At 52.0% G+C, this 23,804-nt stretch carries 19 protein-coding genes; 11 read left to right on the top strand and 8 right to left on the bottom strand.

Features of this window, described 5'->3' with window-relative positions; translation table 11 throughout:
* From accB to fis, 5 genes are all read left to right on the top strand, one after another.
* Positions 1–259: acetyl-CoA carboxylase biotin carboxyl carrier protein (gene accB / locus BZG73_RS13425; protein ID WP_077668555.1), on the top strand; the 259-nt coding region annotated here is incomplete at its 5' end.
* A gap of 10 nt (positions 260–269) precedes the next feature.
* A complete protein-coding gene (gene accC, locus BZG73_RS13420; protein WP_046074529.1) occupies positions 270–1,613 on the top strand; it encodes an acetyl-CoA carboxylase biotin carboxylase subunit in 1,344 nt (447 codons plus the stop codon).
* 207 nt (positions 1,614–1,820) lie between these two features.
* Positions 1,821–2,708, top strand: a complete 888-nt coding sequence (gene prmA / locus BZG73_RS13415; RefSeq protein ID WP_077668554.1) for a 50S ribosomal protein L11 methyltransferase — start codon at positions 1,821–1,823, stop codon at positions 2,706–2,708.
* A gap of 228 nt (positions 2,709–2,936) precedes the next feature.
* Positions 2,937–3,902, top strand: coding sequence for a tRNA dihydrouridine synthase DusB (gene dusB / locus BZG73_RS13410; protein WP_077668553.1), 966 nt, complete (start codon positions 2,937–2,939; stop codon positions 3,900–3,902).
* Positions 3,903–3,924: 22 nt separating this feature from the next.
* Entirely contained in the window at positions 3,925–4,221 is a 297-nt protein-coding gene (gene fis / locus BZG73_RS13405; protein ID WP_021024113.1) for a DNA-binding transcriptional regulator Fis, read from the top strand.
* A 95-nt stretch (positions 4,222–4,316) separates the two neighbouring features.
* Here the strand turns inward: fis and zntR are convergent, their stop codons facing one another.
* Entirely contained in the window at positions 4,317–4,736 is a 420-nt protein-coding gene (gene zntR / locus BZG73_RS13400; protein ID WP_201247909.1) for a Zn(2+)-responsive transcriptional regulator, read from the bottom strand.
* 271 nt (positions 4,737–5,007) lie between these two features.
* Here zntR and purH point away from each other — a divergent pair, with 271 nt between their 5' ends.
* The gene (gene purH, locus BZG73_RS13395; RefSeq protein ID WP_077668551.1) at positions 5,008–6,597 is read left to right on the top strand and encodes a bifunctional phosphoribosylaminoimidazolecarboxamide formyltransferase/IMP cyclohydrolase; all 1,590 of its coding nucleotides are present in this window, start codon (positions 5,008–5,010) and stop codon (positions 6,595–6,597) included.
* Between the two features lie 21 nt (positions 6,598–6,618).
* Entirely contained in the window at positions 6,619–7,905 is a 1,287-nt protein-coding gene (gene purD, locus BZG73_RS13390) for a phosphoribosylamine--glycine ligase (RefSeq protein WP_077668550.1), read from the top strand.
* Between the two features lie 45 nt (positions 7,906–7,950).
* Here purD and BZG73_RS13385 read toward each other — a convergent pair whose 3' ends face one another.
* Together BZG73_RS13385 and hupA are read right to left on the bottom strand one after the other, a co-directional pair.
* Positions 7,951–8,625, bottom strand: coding sequence for a DUF1481 domain-containing protein (locus tag BZG73_RS13385; protein ID WP_077668549.1), 675 nt, complete (start codon positions 8,623–8,625; stop codon positions 7,951–7,953).
* Between the two features lie 59 nt (positions 8,626–8,684).
* Positions 8,685–8,957, bottom strand: coding sequence for a nucleoid-associated protein HU-alpha (gene hupA, locus BZG73_RS13380; protein ID WP_046074522.1), 273 nt, complete (start codon positions 8,955–8,957; stop codon positions 8,685–8,687).
* 223 nt (positions 8,958–9,180) lie between these two features.
* Here hupA and BZG73_RS13375 point away from each other — a divergent pair, with 223 nt between their 5' ends.
* On the top strand, positions 9,181–10,269 hold the full coding sequence (locus BZG73_RS13375) for a CNNM domain-containing protein (RefSeq protein ID WP_077668548.1): 1,089 nt from the start codon (positions 9,181–9,183) through the stop codon (positions 10,267–10,269).
* Between the two features lie 45 nt (positions 10,270–10,314).
* Here the strand turns inward: BZG73_RS13375 and BZG73_RS13370 are convergent, their stop codons facing one another.
* Complete coding sequence (locus tag BZG73_RS13370) at positions 10,315–10,905, bottom strand: YjaG family protein (RefSeq protein ID WP_077668547.1); 591 nt, start codon at positions 10,903–10,905, stop codon at positions 10,315–10,317.
* Between the two features lie 91 nt (positions 10,906–10,996).
* Here BZG73_RS13370 and BZG73_RS13365 point away from each other — a divergent pair, with 91 nt between their 5' ends.
* Together BZG73_RS13365 and BZG73_RS13360 are read left to right on the top strand one after the other, a co-directional pair.
* Positions 10,997–11,902, top strand: coding sequence for a D-2-hydroxyacid dehydrogenase (locus BZG73_RS13365; RefSeq protein ID WP_077668546.1), 906 nt, complete (start codon positions 10,997–10,999; stop codon positions 11,900–11,902).
* Positions 11,903–12,490, top strand: a complete 588-nt coding sequence (locus BZG73_RS13360; RefSeq protein ID WP_077668545.1) for a uracil-DNA glycosylase family protein — start codon at positions 11,903–11,905, stop codon at positions 12,488–12,490.
* A 41-nt stretch (positions 12,491–12,531) separates the two neighbouring features.
* Here BZG73_RS13360 and hemE read toward each other — a convergent pair whose 3' ends face one another.
* Both hemE and nudC read right to left on the bottom strand, forming a co-directional pair.
* On the bottom strand, positions 12,532–13,596 hold the full coding sequence (gene hemE, locus BZG73_RS13355) for a uroporphyrinogen decarboxylase (RefSeq protein ID WP_077668544.1): 1,065 nt from the start codon (positions 13,594–13,596) through the stop codon (positions 12,532–12,534).
* A gap of 217 nt (positions 13,597–13,813) precedes the next feature.
* Entirely contained in the window at positions 13,814–14,584 is a 771-nt protein-coding gene (gene nudC / locus BZG73_RS13350) for an NAD(+) diphosphatase (protein WP_077668543.1), read from the bottom strand.
* Between the two features lie 144 nt (positions 14,585–14,728).
* Between nudC and BZG73_RS13345 the strand changes: the two genes are divergently transcribed.
* Positions 14,729–15,214 carry an Rsd/AlgQ family anti-sigma factor gene (locus tag BZG73_RS13345; protein ID WP_077668542.1) on the top strand — a complete coding sequence of 162 codons (486 nt, stop codon included), beginning with the start codon at positions 14,729–14,731 and terminating at the stop codon, positions 15,212–15,214.
* 155 nt (positions 15,215–15,369) lie between these two features.
* Here BZG73_RS13345 and rpoC read toward each other — a convergent pair whose 3' ends face one another.
* Together rpoC and rpoB are read right to left on the bottom strand one after the other, a co-directional pair.
* A complete protein-coding gene (gene rpoC / locus BZG73_RS13340; protein ID WP_046074514.1) occupies positions 15,370–19,584 on the bottom strand; it encodes a DNA-directed RNA polymerase subunit beta' in 4,215 nt (1,404 codons plus the stop codon).
* An 83-nt stretch (positions 19,585–19,667) separates the two neighbouring features.
* Positions 19,668–23,693, bottom strand: a complete 4,026-nt coding sequence (gene rpoB, locus BZG73_RS13335; RefSeq protein WP_077668541.1) for a DNA-directed RNA polymerase subunit beta — start codon at positions 23,691–23,693, stop codon at positions 19,668–19,670.
* Positions 23,694–23,804: the final 111 nt, after the last annotated feature.

Raw genomic sequence — 23,804 nt, 5'->3', positions numbered from 1 at the left:
GCCTGCAAGTGCACCACAACCGACGGGACACCAAGTGCTTTCCCCAATGGTCGGTACCTTCTATCGCGCTCCAAGCCCTGAGTCTGCCGCATTTGTTGAAGTCGGCAGCCAGGTGAATGAAGGCGATGCCCTGTGCATTGTCGAAGCGATGAAGATGATGAACCAAATCCAAGCCGACAAGAGCGGTGTGGTCAAAGCGATTCTATGTGAAGACGGTCAGCCCGTTGAATTCGACGAACCACTCGTGATCATCGAATAAGCGAGGGCGCATGTTAGATAAAATTGTAATTGCTAACCGCGGTGAAATTGCACTGCGCATTTTACGTGCGTGTAAAGAGCTGGGGATTAAAACCGTCGCGGTGCACTCTACCGCAGACCGTGATCTTAAACACGTGTTGCTCGCCGATGAAACCGTGTGTATTGGCCCGGCGCCAAGCAACCAAAGTTACCTCAACATTCCCCGCATTATCAGCGCGGCTGAAATTACCGGCGCGGTGGCGATTCACCCCGGTTACGGATTCTTATCCGAAAACGCGGATTTTGCCGAACAAGTTGAGCGTTCAGGGTTTGTCTTTGTCGGCCCCAAAGCTGACACCATCCGTTTGATGGGTGATAAGGTGTCGGCCATTGAAGCGATGAAAAARGCAGGGGTGCCCTGTGTGCCTGGTTCAGACGGTCCATTGGGCAGCGATCAGGAAAAAAACAAAACCATTGCTAAGCGCATTGGCTACCCGGTGATCATCAAAGCATCAGGCGGCGGCGGTGGCCGGGGAATGCGCGTGGTTCGCTCCGAAGCTGAATTGGTTGATGCGATTGCGATGACCCGTGCTGAAGCCAAATCGGCGTTCAGCAACGACATGGTTTACATGGAAAAATTCCTGGAAAATCCACGCCATGTTGAAGTACAGGTGCTCGCCGACGGTCAAGGCGGGGCGATTCACCTGGGTGAGCGCGATTGCTCGATGCAGCGTCGCCATCAAAAAGTGGTTGAGGAAGCGCCAGCCCCTGGTATTACCGCAGAGATGCGAAAATTCATTGGCGAACGTTGCTGCCGCGCATGCGTTGAAATTGGCTATCGCGGCGCAGGTACCTTTGAGTTCTTATATGAAAACGGCGAGTTCTACTTTATTGAAATGAACACCCGCATTCAGGTCGAGCACCCTGTTACCGAAATGGTGACCGGGATTGACTTGGTCAAAGAGCAACTGCGTATTGCAGCAGGTCAACCTCTGTCGTTCACCCAAGACGACATCCAAATTCGTGGCCATGCGGTTGAATGCCGGATCAACGCTGAAGATCCAGAGCGGTTTATCCCTAGTCCAGGGAAGATTGAACGCTTCCACTCGCCAGGTGGGATGGGCGTGCGTTGGGAGTCACATGTGTACGCGGGCTATCAAGTACCGCCCCACTATGACTCCATGGTCGGCAAGCTTATCTGTTACGGAGAGAACCGCGATGTCGCCATTGCGCGCATGCGTAATGCCCTCGCGGAAACCGTCATTGATGGGATTAAAACCAATATTCCTCTACAACTCGATATTATGAATGACGAGCACTTCCAACATGGAGGCGCAAACATTCATTACCTCGAGAAAAAGCTTGGTTTGTCGTAATGACATCTTGGCACTAGAAGCGATATAACCGCTTCAAGGTAAGCACAAAACCGCCGTCAATCGGCGGTTTTTTAGCATAAAACCCGCGCTAACTTGCAAAAAATCCCACCCATCCTCAATGCTCATCATGCTGTCATCATCTTGTGCAGCGAGCACAGTATGGATCTGGTAAAATCGCCGTATTCCTTTTCCGACACGAGACACACCATGCCTTGGATCCAACTCAAACTGAATGCAACGTCTGACAACGCCGAAGCGATTGGCGACCTGCTAATGGAAGAAACGGGCGCCCTATCTGTCACCTTCTTAGATGCCAAAGACACACCTGTCTTTGAGCCCTTACCCGGCGAAACCCGCTTATGGGGCGAGACAGATATTATGGCCTTGTATGATGCACAGGCTGACATGAGCGATGTATTGGCCATCATAAGCGCCAGCCCACTGCTCGCTGATGACTTTGCGTATAAAGTAGAGCAACTGGAAGACAAAGACTGGACCCGGGCATGGATGGATAACTTTAAGCCCATTCAATTTGGCGAGCGATTGTGGATCTGCCCAACCTGGTGTGAGGTGCCTGATGACAATGCAGTGAATGTGATGCTCGACCCAGGCCTCGCCTTTGGCACCGGTTCACACCCAACCACTGCACTGTGCTTGGAGTGGCTTGATAGCCTAGATCTAAGCGGCAAAACCGTGATTGATTTTGGCTGTGGTTCCGGCATTCTCGCGATTGCCGCCATCAAACTGGGCGCCGAGCGCGTGATTGGTATTGATATCGACCCCCAAGCGCTACTGGCGTCCAAAGACAACGCGGAGCGCAACGGTGTGGCAGACCAACTTCATCTTTATCTTCCTAAAGACCAACCGGCCGATCTCAAAGCCGATGTGGTGGTGGCTAATATTCTTGCCGGGCCGCTTCGTGAACTCTCCGGGGTGATCAAAGGCCTCATCAAACCCGGCGGTCAACTGGCGATGTCTGGCGTGCTAGAAACTCAAGCGGATGATGTGGCGAACCATTACCGTGACACGCTCACTATCGACCCGATCGTCGAGCGCGAAGAGTGGTGCCGCATAAGTGGCGATTTGCCCGCTTAAGCCGCTCACTAACGTCCGTAAAGCCTGACCCGCTCGCCACACCAGTGCGTCAGGCTTATACAATGAGCATACCGAACTGCTTGATTAATCAGCGAAACGCCACAGATACAAAAAGTGCTGTAAAAATCAAGCCATCAATGCTCAAATATTGTCCTTTTCAGATGCTGAAAAAATGCGTAAAATGCGCGCCCTTGCTGACTCAGAGCGGCTGAAGAGGATTTAGAGCTTTTGCGTATCGGACCCTACACCCTGGATGTCCCCTTGATCGTGGCCCCAATGGCTGGCGTGACGGATAGACCATTTCGTGAGTTATGCCTTGCACATGGTGCGGGCATGGCTATCAGTGAAATGATGTCATCAAATCCAGCGTTGTGGCGGACGAACAAGTCGCAAAAGCGCATGGTTCATATTGACGAATCCGGTCTGCGTTCGGTGCAAATCGCGGGGGCTGAACCCGAGCTTATGGCTGACGCGGCGCAGTTTTGTGTGGAGAACGGGGCGCAAATAATTGACATCAACATGGGTTGTCCAGTGAAGAAGGTCAACAAAAAGTTAGCAGGCTCTGCCTTGCTAACGCGGCCTGATCTCATTGAGCAAATCCTCAAAGCCACGGTAAACGCGGTGGATGTTCCCGTAACACTCAAAACGCGCACAGGCTGGGATCCGGACAATAAGAATTGTGTTGAGATCGCCCGGATGGCGGAAGATTGTGGCATCCAAGCCCTTGCACTGCATGGCCGCACGCGGGCCTGTATGTACAAAGGTGAAGCAGAGTACGACAGCATTAAGGCTGCGAAAGCAGCAGTATCCATTCCGGTGATTGCCAATGGCGACATTGACTCACCAGAAAAAGCCCAGTATGTCCTCGACTACACGGGCGCGGATGCGGTAATGATTGGTCGCCCTGCTCAGGGACGCCCGTGGATTTTTCGCGAAATCCACCACTATCTCACCACAGGTGAGCACTTGCCTGCCCCTTCACTAGAAGAGGTTAGGACAATTTTGTTGGGTCATGTTCAAGAGCTTCATCAGTTTTATGGGGAGCTCAAGGGGTTACGTATTGCCCGTAAACACGTGGGCTGGTACCTAAAAGAGCATGACCAAATTGGCGACTTTCGCCGCACCTTCAACGCAATCGAAGATGCACCACAGCAGATCGATGCGCTGCAAGGCTACTTCGACAACGTTGCATAAATACGAGAAGAGCTGACAGAATATGTTCGAACAAAACCTGACTTCCGAAACATTGACAGTAACGACTGTAACTTCACAAGATCAAATTACGCAAAAGCCACTTCGTGACTCTGTAAAAGCGTCCTTGAAGAACTACCTCGCGCAATTGAATGGCCAGGAAGTCAACGATCTGTATGAGCTTGTCCTCGCAGAAGTTGAGCAGCCACTGCTGGATACCATCATGCAATACACCCGCGGTAACCAAACCCGCGCAGCCACCATGATGGGCATCAACCGCGGTACATTGCGTAAGAAACTGAAAAAATACGGCATGAACTAATCAATCATTAGTTTGGCTGTTACCAAACGGGTTAGCCGTCAATCGGTTAGCCCGTTTTTGTTATCTATAAGCGCGCAAAGCGCTCCACCCTAGCATCATGAGTTAGCATCCTCACTGTCCGCCAGGGTTTCTAATATCGAGCAATGGGTCGCGTCATCGTCGTCCATACCACAGCAGGCAGCATTTAAACGCGTCAGTGCATGCTTGACTCGCTCAAGCGCGGCTATCTTCTCTGAGACCTCATTCAGGCGCCGCTGGGTGATCCCTTTCACTTCTGCACAGGTGTGCAAGGTCGCTTCTTCGCGAATGTCTGACAATTCGTGAATTTCATCAAGCGATAACCCCATCTCTTTACCGCGTAAAATGAACATCACTTGGCTAATGGCCTCATCGGCATAGAGCCGGTATCCACCTTCTGTGCGGGCACTCGGTGCTAGCAAGCCTGATTTTTCATAAAAACGCAGCGTATCGGTGGAGACACCACAGTGCTTGGCAAGCTCACCGATTTGCAGCAACTTGGTCATCACCGCTCCTTTTCATGTTGGATGAACCTTCTTTTTGTAGCAAAGCCGCGACCCTATGACCAGCATTGCATGAGAACCAGAAAGCGCGGTGGTGTAAAAACAATAAAAAATGTCGCTATCAGCAAATAGCAATCGATTGCGCAAACAAAATCAGATAGAATGGCGCCGTTTTGGCACTTGGCGGTTTAATAAAGCTTATCCGTGTTGATAGACACGATGGGCTTTGATAAGCATTCAATCTGTCAGTGAAGAGAACTAAGCCATGGAAAATCTGCGTCCTATTCGTCGCGCGTTACTCAGCGTGTCTGATAAAACCGGTGTGGTCGAGTTTGCCCAAGCGCTCGCCCAGCGCGGTGTCGAACTGCTATCGACCGGCGGCACGGCCCGTTTACTCGCAGAAAACGGCCTTGCGGTCACCGAAGTTTCCGATCATACCGGTTTCCCCGAAATGATGGATGGTCGAGTGAAAACCCTCCACCCGAAAATTCACGGCGGCATTTTGGGCCGACGCGGTCAAGACGATGCAGTGATGGAACACCACCAGATCGCACCCATTGATATGGTGGTGGTGAATCTCTACCCGTTCGCACAAACCGTTGCCAACCCTGATTGCACACGTGAGCAAGCCATCGAGAATATCGATATCGGCGGCCCAACCATGGTACGTTCAGCGGCGAAAAACCATGCCGACGTCACCATTGTGGTGAACAACCAAGACTATGATCGCGTGCTTACCGAGATGGATCAGCACCAGCACTCTTTGACACATGCCACACGCTTTGATTTAGCCATTGCTGCGTTTGAGCACACCGCGGCCTACGATGCCATGATTGCGAATTACTTTGGTACCCAAGTGCCAGCCTACCATCAAGCAGAAGAGAGCCAGGACTCGCCATTCCCGCGCACTCTGACGCAACACTGGGTTAAAAAGCAAGACATGCGCTACGGCGAGAACAGCCATCAGGCGGGTGCGTTTTATACCGAAGCCCAACCGCAAGAGGCCTCGGTGGCGACGGCCACCCAGCTACAGGGCAAGGCACTGTCATATAACAATATCGCTGACACCGATGCGGCATTAGAGTGCGTGAAAGAGTTCGAACAGCCCGCCTGTGTGATTGTAAAGCACGCTAACCCCTGTGGCGTCGCCATTGGCGAAGACTTACTCAGCGCCTATCAGCGTGCTTTTCAAACCGACCCTACCTCAGCGTTTGGTGGCATTATTGCCTTTAACCGAGAATTAGACGGCGACACGGCACACGCCATTGTTGAGCACCAATTTGTTGAAGTGATCATCGCGCCGCGCGTCAGTGACGCTGCCAAAGCAGCGGTTGCGGCAAAGAAAAACGTGCGCCTTCTCGAGTGTGGCCAATGGCAAGCGCGCACCACAGGTTGGGATAGCAAGCGCGTCAATGGTGGTTTGTTAGTCCAAGCACGCGACCAAGGCATGGTCGGTTTAGGCGATTTGCGTATTGTCTCTGAGCGCCAGCCCACAGACAAAGAGCTGAACGATGCGCTATTTTGCTGGAAAGTGGCAAAATACGTGAAATCAAACGCGATTGTGTGTGCCAAAGACAGCATGACCATCGGCGTGGGTGCCGGCCAAATGAGTCGCGTCTACTCGGCGAAGATAGCCGGCATTAAAGCGGCCGATGAGCAGCTCGAAGTGGCCGGTAGCGTGATGGCTTCTGATGCCTTCTTCCCTTTCCGTGACGGCATTGATGCCGCAGCCGACGCTGGGATCACCTGCGTGATCCAACCAGGTGGTTCCATGCGTGATGAAGAAGTGATTGCCGCTGCCAATGAGCATGGCATGGCGATGGTCTTTACCGGTATGCGCCATTTCCGCCACTAAGCGGCTGAGGAAGGAGAGAATATGAAGGTTTTAGTGATTGGTGGCGGTGGCCGCGAACATGCCTTGGCATGGAAAGCAGCTCAGTCACCGAAAGTCGATACCGTTTACTGCGCACCGGGAAACGCCGGCACCGCGCATGAAAACAAGTTGAGTAATATTGCGATCGCGGCTGATGACGTTGAAGGGTTACTGGCCTTTGCCCGCGAGCAACAGATTGGCTTAACCATCGTGGGCCCTGAAGCCCCCTTGGTGTTGGGCGTGGTCGATGCCTTCCGCGAGCACGGCTTGGCCATTTTTGGTCCCACCCAAGCGGCCGCACAACTTGAAGGCTCTAAAGCCTTCAGCAAAGACTTTTTGGCGCGTCACGGTATTCCCACCGCCGACTACCAAACCTTTTCCAAGGTGGAGCCCGCGCTGGCATACATCGCAGAAAAAGGTGCGCCCATTGTGGTCAAAGCCGATGGCCTTGCTGCCGGGAAAGGAGTCATTGTGGCGATGACCGAGCAAGAAGCCACCGACGCGGTGCGCGATATGCTCTCGGGCAATGCGTTTGGTGAAGCCGGTCACCGCGTGGTCATCGAAGAATTTCTGCAAGGCGAAGAGGCGAGCTTTATCGTTATGGTGGATGGCGAGCATGTGCTGCCAATGGCCACCAGCCAAGACCACAAACGGGTTGGAGAGGGCGATACCGGCCTCAACACCGGGGGCATGGGCGCATACTCGCCTGCCCCCGTGGTCACCGATGCGATTCACCAACGCGTGATGGATGAGGTGATTATGCCCACCGTAGAGGGAATGCATCAAGATGGCGCCCCCTACACCGGCTTTTTGTACGCAGGGCTCATGATTACCGCCGATGGCACGCCAAAAGTGATTGAGTTTAACTGTCGCTTTGGCGATCCGGAAACCCAACCAATTATGATGCGTTTGCAATCTGACTTGGTTGAGCTTTGCTTGGCAGGTAGCGAAGGACGCCTTGATAAGGTTGAGTCCAAGTGGGATCCGCGTGCAGCGGTAGGTGTCGTCCTAGCGGCGGGCGGCTATCCGGGTGAGTACCGCAAAGGGGATCGCATCACGGGCTTACCCACCGATAGCGATCTCGCCAAAGTGTTTCATGCCGGTACCGCGCTGAAAGACGGCGATATCGTGACTGCTGGCGGGCGTGTACTCTGTGCGACTGCATTAGGTGAGAATGTTACCACGGCAAAACAAGGGGCTGATGCGCTCGCTGCCTTGATTCATTGGCCAGGATGCTTCTATCGCAATGACATTGCCCACCGCGCCGTTTCACGCGAGCAAATGGCATAAATGTCGCAGCATGATATAAAAAATGCGCCCTGTTGGCGCATTTTTTTATTCATCCAATAAGCGAGGGCGCTGTAAGCAACGCTTTTCCCCCTCGACATGCACCAAAAAGTCTATCTGGTCGCGACCGATACTTGGGCTGCCTCCCGCAATCACAAACGTGCCAGGCTGGTTAATACGTTGCACCAAACTCGCCGAGATAGCGTCTGAGAACGCCCAGCGCTGACGATCGCTATCGCAATCAACCCAATGTTCACCTTGTCGCTGCGCTTGCAGCACCGAGACATTGTTGGCTAATTGCGCCTGCGCTTGGCGCTCAATGTGATTCGCTTCTTGATATAGGCGGGAAAGGGTTGCACTGTCTAAGGGCAACAGCGCATCTCCTTGATGATAGCGCTGGAAAACCGGCTCACCATTGGCGTCAAACCGCACGTGCATCGAAAAGGGCACCAAGTGGTTGTCGACCAGCTTTTTTCCTTCACGCTTTAACGCACGTAGGCTGCTTGCTCGCCACGCGTATTCACTACGATACTGACCATAGTCACCTTGCCACGCTTTCTCCGCTAAGCCGATGACCTGTCCTTGTTGGCTATCTAGCCAATAAACGGCGCGATAATCTCCCGCTGCGAATGCGGTGGTATGAGTGACGGGCTTTGGCGGCTTACCGCTCGAACAGCCTGTTAGTGTCATCACTAAGGCAAGTATACAGAGATGAAAGCGCATGGCGGGCTCAAAGACAAAAACGCCATAGCGGGAGGCTATGGCGACATCAGCATGCGTGCTTACTTAACAGCGTCTTTTAACGCTTTACCTGCGACAAACGCAGGGACGTTTGCAGCAGCAATTTGAATTTCTTGACCCGTTTGTGGGTTACGACCAGTGCGCGCTGCACGGTGGTTAAGCTTAAACGTACCGAAGCCAATCAGTTGTACCTGCTCACCTTCTTTCAAGGCGCCTTCAATACCGCCCAAAGTCGCTTCCAAGGCTGTTTTCGCTTGTGCTTTTGAAAGGTCCGCTTTTTCTGCGATCAGGTCGATCAGTTGGGTCTTGTTCATTATGTCTTCCCTTCTAGGTTTTTTAGAGACGAAGTCACTCTAATTCAAAAGAAGCCCGGCTGGCAAAGGTTTGTGGCGCTGAGTGTGGCTGTATGGAGGCTCTTTAACCACAAACTGAGCGCGATCTCACAATTTGTTGCGTTTTTTCTCAGTTGAATGGTTGTAAAACCCCGCCAATAGCCTGATCTTTAGGGTGTTGATTAGCTTTTAACTCCGGAAATTTATGCTCATTCTGGTTCTTTTTATCTCGCTTTCGATTGGCGTGTCCTTCATTTGCTCCGTACTTGAGGCGGTATTGCTCAGTATCACACCGAGCTACATTGCGAACCTCCGCCACCAAGAGCACCCTGCCGCCGAGCGCCTCAATGCGCTCAAAAAGGATATAGATCGCCCTCTGGCCTCGATTCTGACCCTCAACACCATTGCACATACGGTGGGGGCAGCAGGCGCGGGGGCACAAGCAGCTCACGTGTTTGGTGATGCGTGGGTCGGGGTATTCTCTGCCGTATTGACGCTTGCGATTCTGCTTCTCTCAGAAATCATCCCCAAAACGATTGGGGCGAACTTCTGGCCGCAATTGGCACCTGGCGCGGCGCTGGTACTCAAGTGGATGGTGTGGGCGCTGACGCCATTCGTTTGGCTGTCTGAGCAGATCACCAAGCGGCTTAGTGCGGACACCACCCATGTTAAACTGAGGGACGAAATTTCAGCGATGGCAATGCTGGCATCAGAAAGTGGAGAAATGGGGGAAGACGAAACGCAAATGCTTCATAACATGCTGAAGCTGAGGGACCTTCCCGCCACACAACTGATGACACCGCGTCCGGTCCTGTTTCGTATTCCTGCCGAGATGGATGTGAATACCTTCCTCGACGAGCACGGCGACTGCCCTTTCTCTCGTCCGCTGGTTTACGGTGAACATCGTGACGATATTCTAGGCTTTGTCCACAAGTCCAATATCTATGAGGCCAAAACCCAAGGCGCTGGCCAAACACGGATAGGCAATCTCATGCGGCCACTTGCTGTTATTTTACCTGGCAATAGTGTCTTACAAGCGTTTGATATCTTAATGATCCGCCGCGCTCAGTTAGCGATGATTGTCGATGAATATGGCACGGTGCAAGGTATTATCACCTTGGAAGATGTGTTTGAATATTTAACCGGGCGAGAAATTATCGATGAGGCGGACACGGTCACCGATATGCAGCAACTTGCTTATCAGCGTTGGGATGCTTGGAAAAAGCAGCACAACATGATTGAAAGCCAAGATGACGACGAACCGCCGGTACAGCGACATACGGATGAGTCATGATCAGAAAAGGCGGCTGAAGCCGCCTTTTTATCGGGTGACGCGTGCTTACTCGACACGTAATCCGAGGTTACTTACGCCGGCCTCACGCAGCTCTTGGCGAATACTTTTGATCATGTCTACATCACGGCTCTCAGCACTTTTTAGCACCCGGAATATGGCCCATTGGGCATCCCACTCTTCGCATACCGCTTCAAACGTTTTTTGATTCTCATCCGTTACAGCCTCACCCGTTTGCGCCTCTTCCAGCTGCGCCACGCTGTGGATGGATTGCTGAGAGACTTTCAGGGTAATAGGGAGTATTTCATCACGATCCAACAAAGCGTGAAGGAGCTGAGACAAGGCGACGCAAGCATCAATCGCTGGATAGGTCAGATAGATAGCATCGTCATCCGCGACCGGAATTAATGGCTCTAGCTTTTCCAATTGCCGTTCAAAGTCAATTTTGGCACTTTTAACCGTCTGCGACTCCCATACCGCATCGAGAATATTGCGAAACGCTTGAGGGTCGGCAAATTCAGTTTGGGCACAGTAGAGCGCATAGTTAGGAACCATACGCTCCACCAGCGCAGCCATAAAACTAATATGCTGCCAATTCTCACATTTTTCCAAACGCAGTTGTAAAGGGTTTCGTAACATAGTCAGTTAGTCTTTAATAACGGGAAGGCATGTTGTCCTCATAGAATGCCGCCAGTGTACTTGATTCCCCCACCCATAAAAAGGAGCCTTTGTGGATAAAATCTACGTTATCAGCGAGCATGCCGAGACTTATCACCAGCTGCTTGAAGCGGCTCAGCTTCCCGATCTCGCTATCACCTCATCCGCAGAAAAGGCCAGTATCTGGTTGGCCGATCCGCCGCTTGCGGCTCCACTCTTGCCCAACGCCAAAGCGTTGCGTTGGCTACAGTCGACCTTCGCTGGGACCGATGCCCTGATTCAGGCGCCCTACCGCGACTATCAGCTCACCAATGTGCGCGGTATTTTCGGCGCATTGATGGCCGAATATGTTTTCGGCCACATACTGACGGAAACCCGACATATTGGTCAGTACGCAAAACAACAAGCGCAGTGTCACTGGCAGCCTCAGCCCTATCAGTCATTGCGCGGGAAAACGCTCGCCATCTTAGGCACAGGGGCGATTGGCCAGCATATCGCAACCGTCGCTCACGCGTTCGGCATGACGGTAGTTGGCGTCAATCAAGTCGGCCGGCCCGTCGAGGCATTTGATCAAACCATGACGCTGTCAGAATTACAGCAAACACTTGGGAAGGTCGATGTGCTGGTCAGTACCTTGCCAGCGACGCCTGAGACAGATAAATGTTTGAATACGGTTTTTTGGCAACAGGCACAAAACCTCTTGTTCATCAACGTTGGACGGGGTGCCACCGTGGACGAGCCAGCACTGATCCACGCGTTAGATGACGAAAAACTCGGCTTGGCGGTCTTGGATGTGATGCAGCAAGAGCCGCTGCCTGAACAGCACCCCTTTTGGACACACCCGAACGTGAAAGTGACGCCCCATATTGCGGCGGTCAGTTTTCCTGAGCAGGTTTTTGCGCTATTTGCCGATAATTATCACCGCTGGCACGCAGGCGACCCTCTCATGTACCAAGTCGATTTTGACAAAGGCTACTAGATGCTTTTCGACGATTTAGACACGGCTTTAGCCGCGGCCCGATCGTGTCGGTTATGCCAACGCTGGCTACCCGAGGGGCCCCGCCCTGTTATCCAAGCCAGTGCTAACGCTCGAGTACTGATTATCGGCCAAGCACCAGGACGACGCGTACATGAAAGCGGCCTGCCATTTAATGACCCCAGTGGAGATCGCCTGCGTGAATGGCTGGGGGTCACGCGTGAGCAGTTTTACCAGCCAGATTTATTTGCCATCATGCCGATGGGCTTTTGTTATCCCGGCAAGGGTAAATCGGGCGATCTACCGCCGGCGCGTATTTGTGCGCCTGTGTGGCATCAAGCAATCAAAACACACCTCTCACGAGTGTCTGTTACCTTGCTCATTGGCCAGTATGCACAGCAGTACTATTTAGCCAATAAACCGAAAACATTGACCGAGACTGTCAAGCACTGGCAAAAGTGGGCTCCTCGCACCTTTGCGCTGCCTCATCCCTCTCCCAGAAACACCTTGTGGCTGCGCCGCAACCCGTGGTTTGAAGAGCAGGTGGTGCCCGCTATGCGTGACCACGTTCAACAGGCTTTATACGATTGAGGCTAAAAAGAAAAACGCTCGCCAGTTGGCGAGCGTTTTTCTTAATCGTGGTAAGGACGCGAGAGCTCATGCACAGCATCAATAAAGGCGCCTGCGTTTTCGGGCGGCACATCCAAATGAATACCATGCCCAAGGTTAAACACATGGCCCGTGCCTTGCCCAAATCCTTCTAGGATAGTGGCGACCTCTTGGCGAATGCGATCTGGACTTGCATAGAGCATTGATGGATCCATATTGCCTTGCAGCGCCACTTTGTCGCCAATTCGCGCCTTGGCATCCGCGATGTTAATCGTCCAATCAAGGCCCACACCGTCACAGCCTGTGGCTGCAATACGCTCTAACCACATGCCGGCATTTTTGGTAAACAGCGTCACAGGGACACGACGACCGTCGTTTTCGCGAATAAGACCATCCACGATTTTCTGCATATACTGCAAAGAAAAATCGTTATAGTCACGTGGCGTGAGAACGCCACCCCAGGTATCAAACACCATGACCGACTGAGCACCGGCTTTAATTTGTGCATTCAAATAGCTGGTCACGCTATCGGCAAGCTTATCAAGCAATGCATGCAGCGTTTGTGGCTCGGCATACATCATCTTTTTAATCTTGGTAAAGGCTTTTGAAGTGCCGCCTTCAACCATGTAAGTCGCCAGCGTCCACGGGCTCCCCGAAAAACCAATCAAAGGCACGTCACCGTTTAACTCGCGACGGATGGTACGCACGGCATTCATCACATACTGCAATTCCCCTTCGGGATCAGGCATGCCAATTTTATCCACATCGGCTTTACAGGTGATGGGACGGGAAAATTTAGGCCCCTCGCCCGTTTCAAAGTACAGCCCAAGCCCCATCGCATCGGGAATAGTGAGGATGTCTGAGAACAAGATCGCTGCATCTAAATCGAAACGACGCAGTGGCTGCATGGTGACTTCGCAAGCCAGCTCTGCATTTTTACACAATGATAAAAAATCCCCCGCTTGCGCTCGCAATTCACGATACTCCGGCAGATAGCGACCCGCTTGGCGCATCATCCATACAGGGGTGCAATCGACTGGCTGCTTATAGAGGGCGCGTAAATAACGATCGTTTTTCAATTCGGTCATTGTGTTAAACCTGTGTGCGAATAATGGCGCTCATTGTATCACTGTGCGGTCGCAACAAAAGCCAAGCTTTGTTAACAGGATCATAAAACTGTCACCTAGGGACAGCAAAGGATTGCTGATGATTTAACCACATGTTACAACCAATCTATAACGACAATAGGTCTACGAAAGACAACATGTTCGCATCTTACCCCGGCTCCCCTACGGCCGGGTTTTTTTATTTCTGCGCCAAGGTGCAACTGGCCTCAATCAAGCGTCGGGCAATCGTCCCCCTTGGCGCCACCGGCGGTAGGGCGTCGCAGTCAAACCATTGTGCGTCACTGAGCTCTTCGTAGTCAGGCTTTAACTCACCGCCCGCATACTCTGCCAAAAAGCCCATCATCAAATTAGAGGGAAACGCCCAAGGCTGACTATCCATGTAACGGATATTCTTAACCTGAATTCCCGTCTCTTCCTCGACTTCACGAGCCACACACTGTTCGAGCGTTTCTCCGGGCTCAACAAACCCCGCTATCACGGTGTACATCCCCGTTTTATGCCTAGGGTGCTGCGCCAGTAAAAGGCGTTTATCGTCACGTACCGCCACAATCACGCAAGGCGAAACACGCGGATAATCGTGGCGCTGACAGTTTGAACACCACATCGCCACCGTCTGCACGTCAAACTCAGATCGCCGACCACAGCGACCACAATAGGCTTGCTGCTGGCGCATATAATCAAGCTGAACCACACGCCCCACTAACGCAAATAAGTCAGCTGACAGGTAGGGAAGTAAGGCTCGTAAACCCGCCATCTCATCGTCGGGAAGCATGGCGTTACAATTAAATACCCCCACGACGGACGTCTGCTGATAGTCACCGACTGCCACGGTTTCACCGTCAGAAAAGGGTAACTGCGACAAGGGCATACATGGCAACTGGCCTTCTGGTAGCCAAAGTTTGCCCTTGATAATCGCGCACACATAGACGGCTTGTTGATTCTGAGACATGGTCACTTCCTTAGCCTTGCAGCTATACTTGAATACTGGCAATCTAGCTTTATAACGTGATGCAAAGGATTGAGCAGCCCGTTAATTTTCAGCCGGCCTTATATAGTGCCATTCATTCGCTGATCGATCACGAGGATACCGATCATGCTGAGACAACTCGAACGAACCAAAGCACAATGGAGCGGTTACGACGAGGTTATCGATTACTGGCTCGAGCTACGTCGCCAACTGTTGGTGGAGTATTACAATGTGGCTGGCGTGGCAGCGAAAAAGAAGCAAACCTTGCCAACCAAAGCAGAGCTTGACCGTTTTTGTGACTACCTAGTCGATTATATCTCCACCGGCCACTTCAAAATTTATAACATGGTCATGGAGCGTTGGCAGTCGACAGGCTTCTCTGCCACCAAAGAGACCGACAACCTCTATTTCCGTATTGTCGACACCACCGATCCACTGTTGGACTACAACGATAAATTTAGCGCGATCGACCTCGACGACGATGAGTATGACGCCACGGATTTCGATCAAGATATGTCTGCGATTGGTGAATGGCTAGAGCAGCGTTTTGAGTTAGAAGATACCCTGATTCGCGTGATTGCCGACAGCCTTGCTCACCCCCCAGGTGCATAACTCAACCTGCCGGTCAGCCGTATAATGCCGCCAAACTGGGCGGCTTTTTTGTTGCTGTCGTCACTGACAACCCCACACGCGATAAACAAAAGGCACCTCCGAAGAGGTGCCTTTTTATTTCGCTGTAGGCGTTGATGTTATCAACGCTTCCACGCTTAGCTATCGTCGTTCAGGCCCGCGTTCAGTAGCGCGGCAAGATCTTGCGATGCTTGCTCTGCATCGACCTGAGGCGCAACAGGCTGCTCTGGCTCGGCACGTTTTGCTTGACGGTCTTTGTGATACGCGAAGCCAGTACCGGCTGGGATCAGACGACCCACAATCACGTTCTCTTTGAGACCACGCAAGTCATCACGTTTACCTGCCACGGCTGCTTCAGTCAGCACGCGCGTGGTTTCCTGGAACGATGCCGCTGAGATGAATGACTCAGTCGCCAACGAGGCTTTGGTGATACCCAGCAGATCACGACCAAAGGTCGCCGGCTGCTTGCCTTCCGCTTCCAGATCGCGGTTAGCAATCATCACACGTGAGTATTCCACCTGCTCGCCTTCCAAGAACTCGGTATCACCCGCAGACTTAATGGTCACCTTCCGCAACATCTGACGCACGATGGTCTCGATGTGCTTATCGTTGATCTTAACGCCCTGCAGACGGTAAACGTCTTGGACTTCGTTAGTGATGTATTCTGCTACCGCGTGAATGCCACGCAAGCGCAGAATGTCGTGTGGTGATTCAGGACCGTCTGCGATCACATCACCTTTCTCGACTTTTTCACCTTCGAATACGTTGAGCTGACGCCATTTTGGAATCATCTCTTCGTAAGCTTTACCCTCTTCTGGCGTGATAATCAGGCGGCGCTTACCTTTGGTTTCTTTACCGAAGGAAACAGTACCTGTGATCTCTGCCAAGATAGCAGGCTCTTTTGGCTTACGTGCTTCAAATAGGTCAGCAACACGTGGTAGACCACCAGTGATATCCTTGGTACCGCCGCTTTCTTGCGGGATACGAGCAAGGGTGTCACCAATACCAACGCTTGCGCCGTCGTCCAGTTGAACGATCGCTTTACCAGGCAAGAAGTACTGAACTGGCATATCAGTGCCAGGTACCATCACATCGTTGCCTTGTGCATCCACCAACTTCACCGCAGGACGCTTGTCTTTACCGGATGATGGGCGCTCAGAGGCATCCATGACCACGATAGAAGACAGACCCGTAAGCTCGTCCGTTTGACGCTGCATAGTCGCACCATCAATCATATCCACGAAGCGAAGGCTACCTTCTACCTCAGTGATGATTGGCATGGTGTGTGGGTCCCAGTTAGCCACCACGTCGCCGGCTTCAACGGCTTCGCCGTCTTGCTTGCTCAGCATGGCACCGTAAGGGACTTTGTAGCTCTCTTTGGTACGGCCAAACTCATCCACAATGGTCATCTCTGACGCACGCGAGGTAATCACTAGCTTACCGTCGCTATTGGTCACAGATTTCACATTGTGCAGGTGCATAGAACCTTTGTTCTTCACCTGGATGTTGTTTTCTGCTGCTGCACGCGATGCCGCACCACCGATGTGGAAGGTACGCATGGTCAGCTGTGTGCCTGGCTCACCGATAGACTGTGCGGCGATAACGCCCACAGACTCACCGTGGTTAACCAAGTGACCACGTGCCAAGTCACGGCCGTAACAGTTCGCACAGCAACCAAAGTCAGTTTCACAGGTCACGACAGAGCGCACTTTTACCTTGTCGACAGAGTGGTGCTCAAGAATGTCACACCATTTCTCGTCCAACAGGGTGTTACGTGGCGCCAGCACTTCTTCTGTACCTGGCTTAAGCACATCTTCAGCCACCACACGACCCAGCACACGCTCACGCAGGGCTTCTTTTACGTCGCCACCTTCGATAACCGCCATCATGTGGATACCACCTTCGGTACCACAATCGGTTTCGGTCACCACCACGTCTTGGGCAACGTCAACCAGACGACGTGTCAGGTAACCTGAGTTCGCTGTCTTCAGTGCGGTATCGGCGAGACCCTTACGCGCACCGTGCGTAGAGATAAAGTACTGCAGTACGTTCAGACCTTCGCGGAAGTTCGCCGTGATTGGCGTTTCGATGATAGAGCCATCTGGTTTCGCCATCAGACCACGCATACCCGCCAGCTGACGGATCTGTGCGGCAGAACCACGCGCCCCGGAATCGGCCATCATGTATACGCTGTTGAACGAGCTTTGCGTCTCTTCTTCACCGTCACGGTTAATCACTGTCTCATTAGACAGGTTATCCATCATGGCTTTCGCAACTTGCTCGTTCGCCGCCGCCCAAATATCGATCACTTTGTTATAGCGCTCACCAGCGGTCACCAGACCCGACTGGAATTGCTCTTGGATTTCCGCAACTTCGCTTTCAGCCGCTTCAATCAGATCGTATTTCGCTTGTGGGATCACCATGTCGTCGATGCCGACAGAGGTGCCCGATAGCGCGGAATAGGCAAAACCTGTGTACATGATTTGGTCAGCAAAGATAACCGTATCTTTCAGACCCAGCTTACGGTAGCACGTGTTGAGCAAATTAGAGATTTGCTTTTTGCCTAGCGGCTGGTTAACCAACTCGTAGGGCAGGCCGTCTGGAACAATAGTCCACAGCATGGCACGACCGACGGTGGTATCGACGAGCGCTTCTTTCTCAGTGCGTGCACCCATCTCATCGATATCGATTTGCTTGATGCGCACTTTTACACGGCTATGCAGTTCAGCATGACCGGTACGGTAAACTTTTTCAGCTTCGCCTGGGCCTGCTAGGTACATGCCTTCGCCTTTGCCGTTCACCTTCTCACGGGTCATGTAGTAAAGACCCAGTACCACGTCCTGAGACGGTACGATGATAGGATCACCGGATGCTGGCGATAGGATGTTGTTGGTCGACATCATCAACGCACGCGCTTCGAGCTGGGCTTCCAGCGTCAGCGGTACGTGAACCGCCATCTGGTCACCATCGAAGTCGGCGTTATAGGCCGCACACACCAATGGGTGTAGCTGAATCGCTTTACCTTCGATAAGCACAGGTTCAAACGCTTGGATACCCAAACGGTGAAGTGTTGGTGCACGGTTTAGCAGGACAGGGTGTTCACGGATGACTTCATCCAAGATGTCCCATACCACGGCTTCTTCGCGCTCAACCATCTTCTTGGCCGCTTTGATGGTGGTCGCTAGACCACGAGTCTCAAGCTTGCCGTAGATAAACGGTTTAAACAGCTCTAGTGCCATTTTCTTTGGCAGACCACACTGATGCAGGCGCAAGTATGGACCCACGGTAATCACCGAACGGCCAGAGTAATCAACACGTTTACCCAGCAGGTTCTGACGGAAACGACCCTGCTTACCTTTGATCATGTCAGCCAGCGATTTCAGCGGACGCTTATTCGAACCGGTGATCGCACGACCACGACGGCCGTTATCCAGCATCGCATCCACAGACTCTTGCAGCATGCGCTTTTCGTTGCGCACGATAATGTCTGGGGCAGCAAGATCAAGCAGGCGCTTCAAACGGTTGTTACGGTTGATCACGCGGCGATACAGATCGTTAAGATCTGACGTCGCAAAGCGACCACCATCCAACGGCACCAATGGACGCAGATCCGGCGGCAACACAGGCAGCACGGTCAGGATCATCCACTCAGGGTTGTTACCTGATTGCAAGAAGGATTCAACCAGCTTCAAACGCTTGGTGATCTTCTTACGCTTGGTCTCAGAGTTGGTCTCTTCGAGCTGCTCACGCATTTGTTCTGTCTCAACCGACAGATCCATGTTCGCCAGCAGTGCTTTGACTGCTTCAGCGCCCATGCGCGCGTCAAATTCGTCGCCCCACTCTTCGAGTGCGTCTAGATATTGTTCTTCAGACATCATCTGACCACGCTCGAGGTTGGTCATGCCTGGTTCAATAACAATGTACGACTCAAAGTAAAGCACGCGCTCGATGTCACGCAGTGGCATGTCCATCAGCAAGCCGATGCGCGATGGCAGCGACTTCAGGAACCAAATGTGGGCAACAGGAGAAGCCAGCTCAATGTGACCCATACGCTCACGGCGTACTTTGGTCTGAGTAACTTCAACGCCACATTTTTCACAAATGACGCCGCGGTGCTTGAGGCGCTTGTACTTACCGCAAAGACACTCATAGTCTTTGACCGGGCCAAAGATACGTGCACAGAACAAACCGTCACGTTCAGGCTTAAAGGTACGGTAGTTAATGGTTTCTGGCTTTTTCACTTCACCAAATGACCATGAGCGAATCATGTCAGGTGAGGCAAGACCGATTTTGATCGAATCAAATTCTTCGGTCTTATGTTGTGCTTTCAGAAACTTAAGTAAGTCTTTCACAATCGGCTCCTGTGAGGAGTTGACCCATAAAGGCGCTGACAGGCAGCGCCTTCATATTCTTACCGGAGAGAGTAGCGCGTGGCTTACTCGTCTTCCAGCTCGATGTTGATACCCAACGAGCGGATTTCTTTCAGCAATACGTTGAAAGATTCCGGCATGCCCGGCTCCATACGATGGTCGCCATCAACGATGTTTTTATACATCTTAGTACGGCCATTAACGTCATCCGACTTCACGGTGAGCATTTCTTGCAGGGTATAGGCAGCACCGTATGCTTCCAGTGCCCACACTTCCATCTCACCGAAGCGCTGACCACCGAACTGTGCCTTACCACCCAGCGGCTGCTGTGTCACCAGGCTGTATGAGCCAGTAGAACGGGCGTGCATCTTGTCGTCAACCAAGTGGTTCAGTTTCAGCATGTACATGTAACCCACGGTTACCGGACGCTCAAACTTCTCACCGGTCCGGCCATCGTAAAGATCAAGCTGACCTGACTCTGGCAAATCACCCAGTTTTAAGAGCTCTTTAACAACAGGCTCAGGTGCACCATCAAAGACAGGAGATGCCGTTGGCAGACCATCACGCAGGTTATTGATCAGCGTGCGAACTTCCTCGTCAGTCAGTTTACTGATGTCCACTTCCTGACGGGTATCACCCAGATCATAGACCTTCTGCAAGAACTCTCGGAACTTCGCTAACTCTTGCTGCTCTTTGAGCATGCGGTTGATCTTGTCACCAATACCTTTTGCCGCCAGACCCAAGTGAGTTTCTAGGATCTGACCGATGTTCATCCGCGAAGGAACACCCAGAGGGTTCAGTACCAAGTCAACAGGCTCGCCTGTCTCATCGTAAGGCATATCTTCGATCGGGTTGATCTTAGAGATAACACCTTTGTTACCGTGACGACCGGCCATTTTATCGCCTGGCTGAATGCGACGTTTCACCGCGAGGTAAACTTTAACAATCTTCAGCACACCTGGTGCAAGGTCATCACCTTGAGTGATCTTGCGACGCTTGGTGTCGAATTTCTTATCAAAGTCCGCTTTGATTTCGTCGTATTGCTCAGCCAATTGCTCGAGCTGGGTTTGCTGTGCTTCGTCATCCAGCGTTTGCGTCAACATGGTCTGACGATCCATGTTGTCGAGCTGGCTGTCGGTATAACCGGCTTGAGAAAGCAGTGTGCGAACACGCGCCATCAGACCGCCTTCAAGGATAGAGAACTCCTCGGTCAGGTCTTTCTTGGCTTCTTTCAGCTGCATTTCTTCGATTTCGAGTGCACGCTTGTCTTTTTCTACGCCATCGCGAGTAAAGACTTGTACATCGATAACCGTGCCTGATACACCGTTCGGCACGCGCAGTGACGAGTCTTTCACGTCAGACGCTTTTTCACCGAAAATTGCACGCAGCAGTTTCTCTTCTGGTGTCAGTTGTGTTTCGCCTTTTGGCGTTACTTTGCCGACCATGATATCGCCGCCTTTCACTTCGGCACCGATATACACAACCCCTGATTCATCCAGCTTAGACAGCGCTGCTTCACCCACGTTTGGAATATCCGCGGTGATTTCTTCGCTACCCAGTTTGGTGTCACGCGCCACACAAGACAGCTCTTGAATGTGGATAGTGGTCAAACGGTCTTCCTGAGCAACACGCTCAGAGATAAGGATGGAATCCTCAAAGTTGTAACCGTTCCACGGCATAAACGCGATACGCATGTTCTGACCCAGTGCCAGCTCGCCCAAGTCAGTCGATGGGCCGTCAGCCAGTACATCACCTTTTGCCACTTCGTGGCCCGGCATCACAGTTGGACGCTGGTTAATACAGGTGTTCTGGTTAGAACGTGTGTATTTGATCAAGCTGTAGATGTCGATACCGGCTTCGCCTGGTACCAATTCATCTTCATTCACTTTCACTACGATACGTGAGGCGTCAACAGACTGAATGGTACCGCCACGTTTTGCTACCGCGGTCACACCAGAGTCCACGGCGACATTACGCTCGATACCCGTACCAACCAGCGGCTTTTGCGCACGCAATGTTGGCACAGCCTGACGTTGCATGTTCGCGCCCATCAAGGCACGGTTCGCATCGTCATGCTCAAGGAACGGGATCAGAGAAGCAGCCACCGATACGACCTGATTGGTCGCAACGTCCATGTACTGGACATGGTCACGTGGGTGCAAGCCTGATTCGCCTGTCTTACGCGCCGTGATCAGTTCGTCAGTGAATGAGCCATCTTCATTTAACGCGGCGTTTGCCTGCGCAATGACGTAGTGACCTTCTTCGATCGCTGACAAGTAATCGATTTGATCCGTCACTTTACCGTCAACGACTTTCCGGTAAGGTGTTTCGAGGAAGCCATAAGCGTTGCAACGCGCAAACGCAGACAGTGAGTTAATCAGACCGATGTTCGGCCCTTCCGGTGTTTCGATCGGACAAAGACGACCGTAGTGCGTCGCGTGAACGTCACGCACTTCAAAGCCAGCACGCTCACGCGTCAGACCACCTGGACCCAAGGCAGAGATACGACGCTTGTGCGTCACCTCAGACAATGGGTTGTTTTGGTCCATAAACTGTGACAGCTGAGAAGAGCCAAAGAACTCTTTCACTGCCGCAGAGATAGGCTTGGCGTTAATCAAGTCTTGTGGCATCACGTTATCGAGATCGCCCAAGCTCAAACGCTCTTTAACTGCACGCTCTACACGTACCAAACCAACACGGAACTGGTTTTCTGCCATTTCACCCACAGAGCGAATACGGCGGTTACCCAGGTGATCGATATCGTCCACTTCACCAATACCGTTACGGATATGGATAAGTTTACGCATCACCTCGATGATGTCTTCTTTGCTCAGTACGCCAGGCCCGGTGAGGTCGTCACGACCCAACGAGCTGTTGAACTTCATGCGACCAACCGATGATAAATCATAGCGGTCGTCTGAGAAGAACAGGCTCTCAAACAGTTGCTCGGCGGCTTCACGCGTTGGTGGCTCGCCARGACGCATCATGCGATAGATTTCGACCAGCGCAGTCAGACGGTCCGTAGTGTTGTCGATACGCAAGGTATCGGACATGTACGGGCCATGGTCCAGATCATTGGTAAACAGGGTTTCGATACGTTTGTGACCTGCTTGCGACAACTGCGCCAGTGTCTCCAGGCTCACCTCTTGGTTAGCCGAGACAATCACTTCACCTGTGTCCTGATTGACATACTCACGTGCAGAAATCTTGCCCGCAATGTACTCAACTGGCACTTCGATGTGATCAACGTTATCTTTCGTCAACTGACGGATATGACGCGCAGTGATTCGACGACCCTGCTCCACGTAGACTTTGCCATCAGCTTCGATATCAAAGCTTGCGGTTTCACCACGTAGGCGATCAGGTACCAACTCCATCACCAGAGATTTGCCTTTTACTTCGAAAACAACTTTTTCGAAGAACAGGTCTAGAATCTCTTCAGTGGTGTATTCCAGCGCACGCAGAATAATCGAAGCTGGCAGCTTACGACGACGATCGATACGAACGTATACGATATCCTTAGGATCGAATTCGAAATCCAACCATGAACCACGGTATGGGATCACGCGTGCGTTATATAGCACTTTTCCTGAGGAATGGGTTTTACCCTTATCGCTGTCGAAAAAGACGCCCGGACTACGGTGCAGCTGGGATACGATAACCCTCTCAGTACCATTGATGACAAAGGTACCATTTTCAGTCATGAGCGGAATTTCGCCCATATAGACTTCTTGTTCTTTGATGTCTTTAACGGTACCAGCCGGGGCATCCTTATCAAACATCACCAAGCGCAGTTTGACGCGTAGTGGGGCCGAATAGGTTACGCCGCGAATTTGGCATTCTTTGACATCGAAAACTGGCTCACCGAGACGATAGCTAACGTATTGCAGCTCGGAATTGCCGTTGTAGCTCTGAATTGGAAAGACAGAGCGAAAGGCAGCTTCAAGACCGTATTGCCCTTCTGGATCCTGCTCGATAAAGTTCTTAAAAGATTCAAGCTGGATCGACAGCAAGTATGGCACGTCCAGAACTTGCGGACGCTTACCAAAATCCTTACGGATACGCTTTTTCTCGGTATAAGAGTAAACCATAGGGTTCCTCAGCTCGCTGATAAGTGACCCAAACTGTCCAGTACGAGGGACAGTGACTAAACAACCACCGTTTAGTGTAGGAAAATCAAAGCGCTTGCTTTGATTTTTTTT

The sequence above is a fragment of the Salinivibrio siamensis genome, from assembly GCF_001996005.1.
Taxonomy (GTDB): Bacteria; Pseudomonadota; Gammaproteobacteria; order Enterobacterales; family Vibrionaceae; genus Salinivibrio; species Salinivibrio siamensis.
The sequence above is the reverse complement of the archived record's forward strand: the minus strand, read 5'-3'. Positions and strand labels throughout refer to the sequence as shown.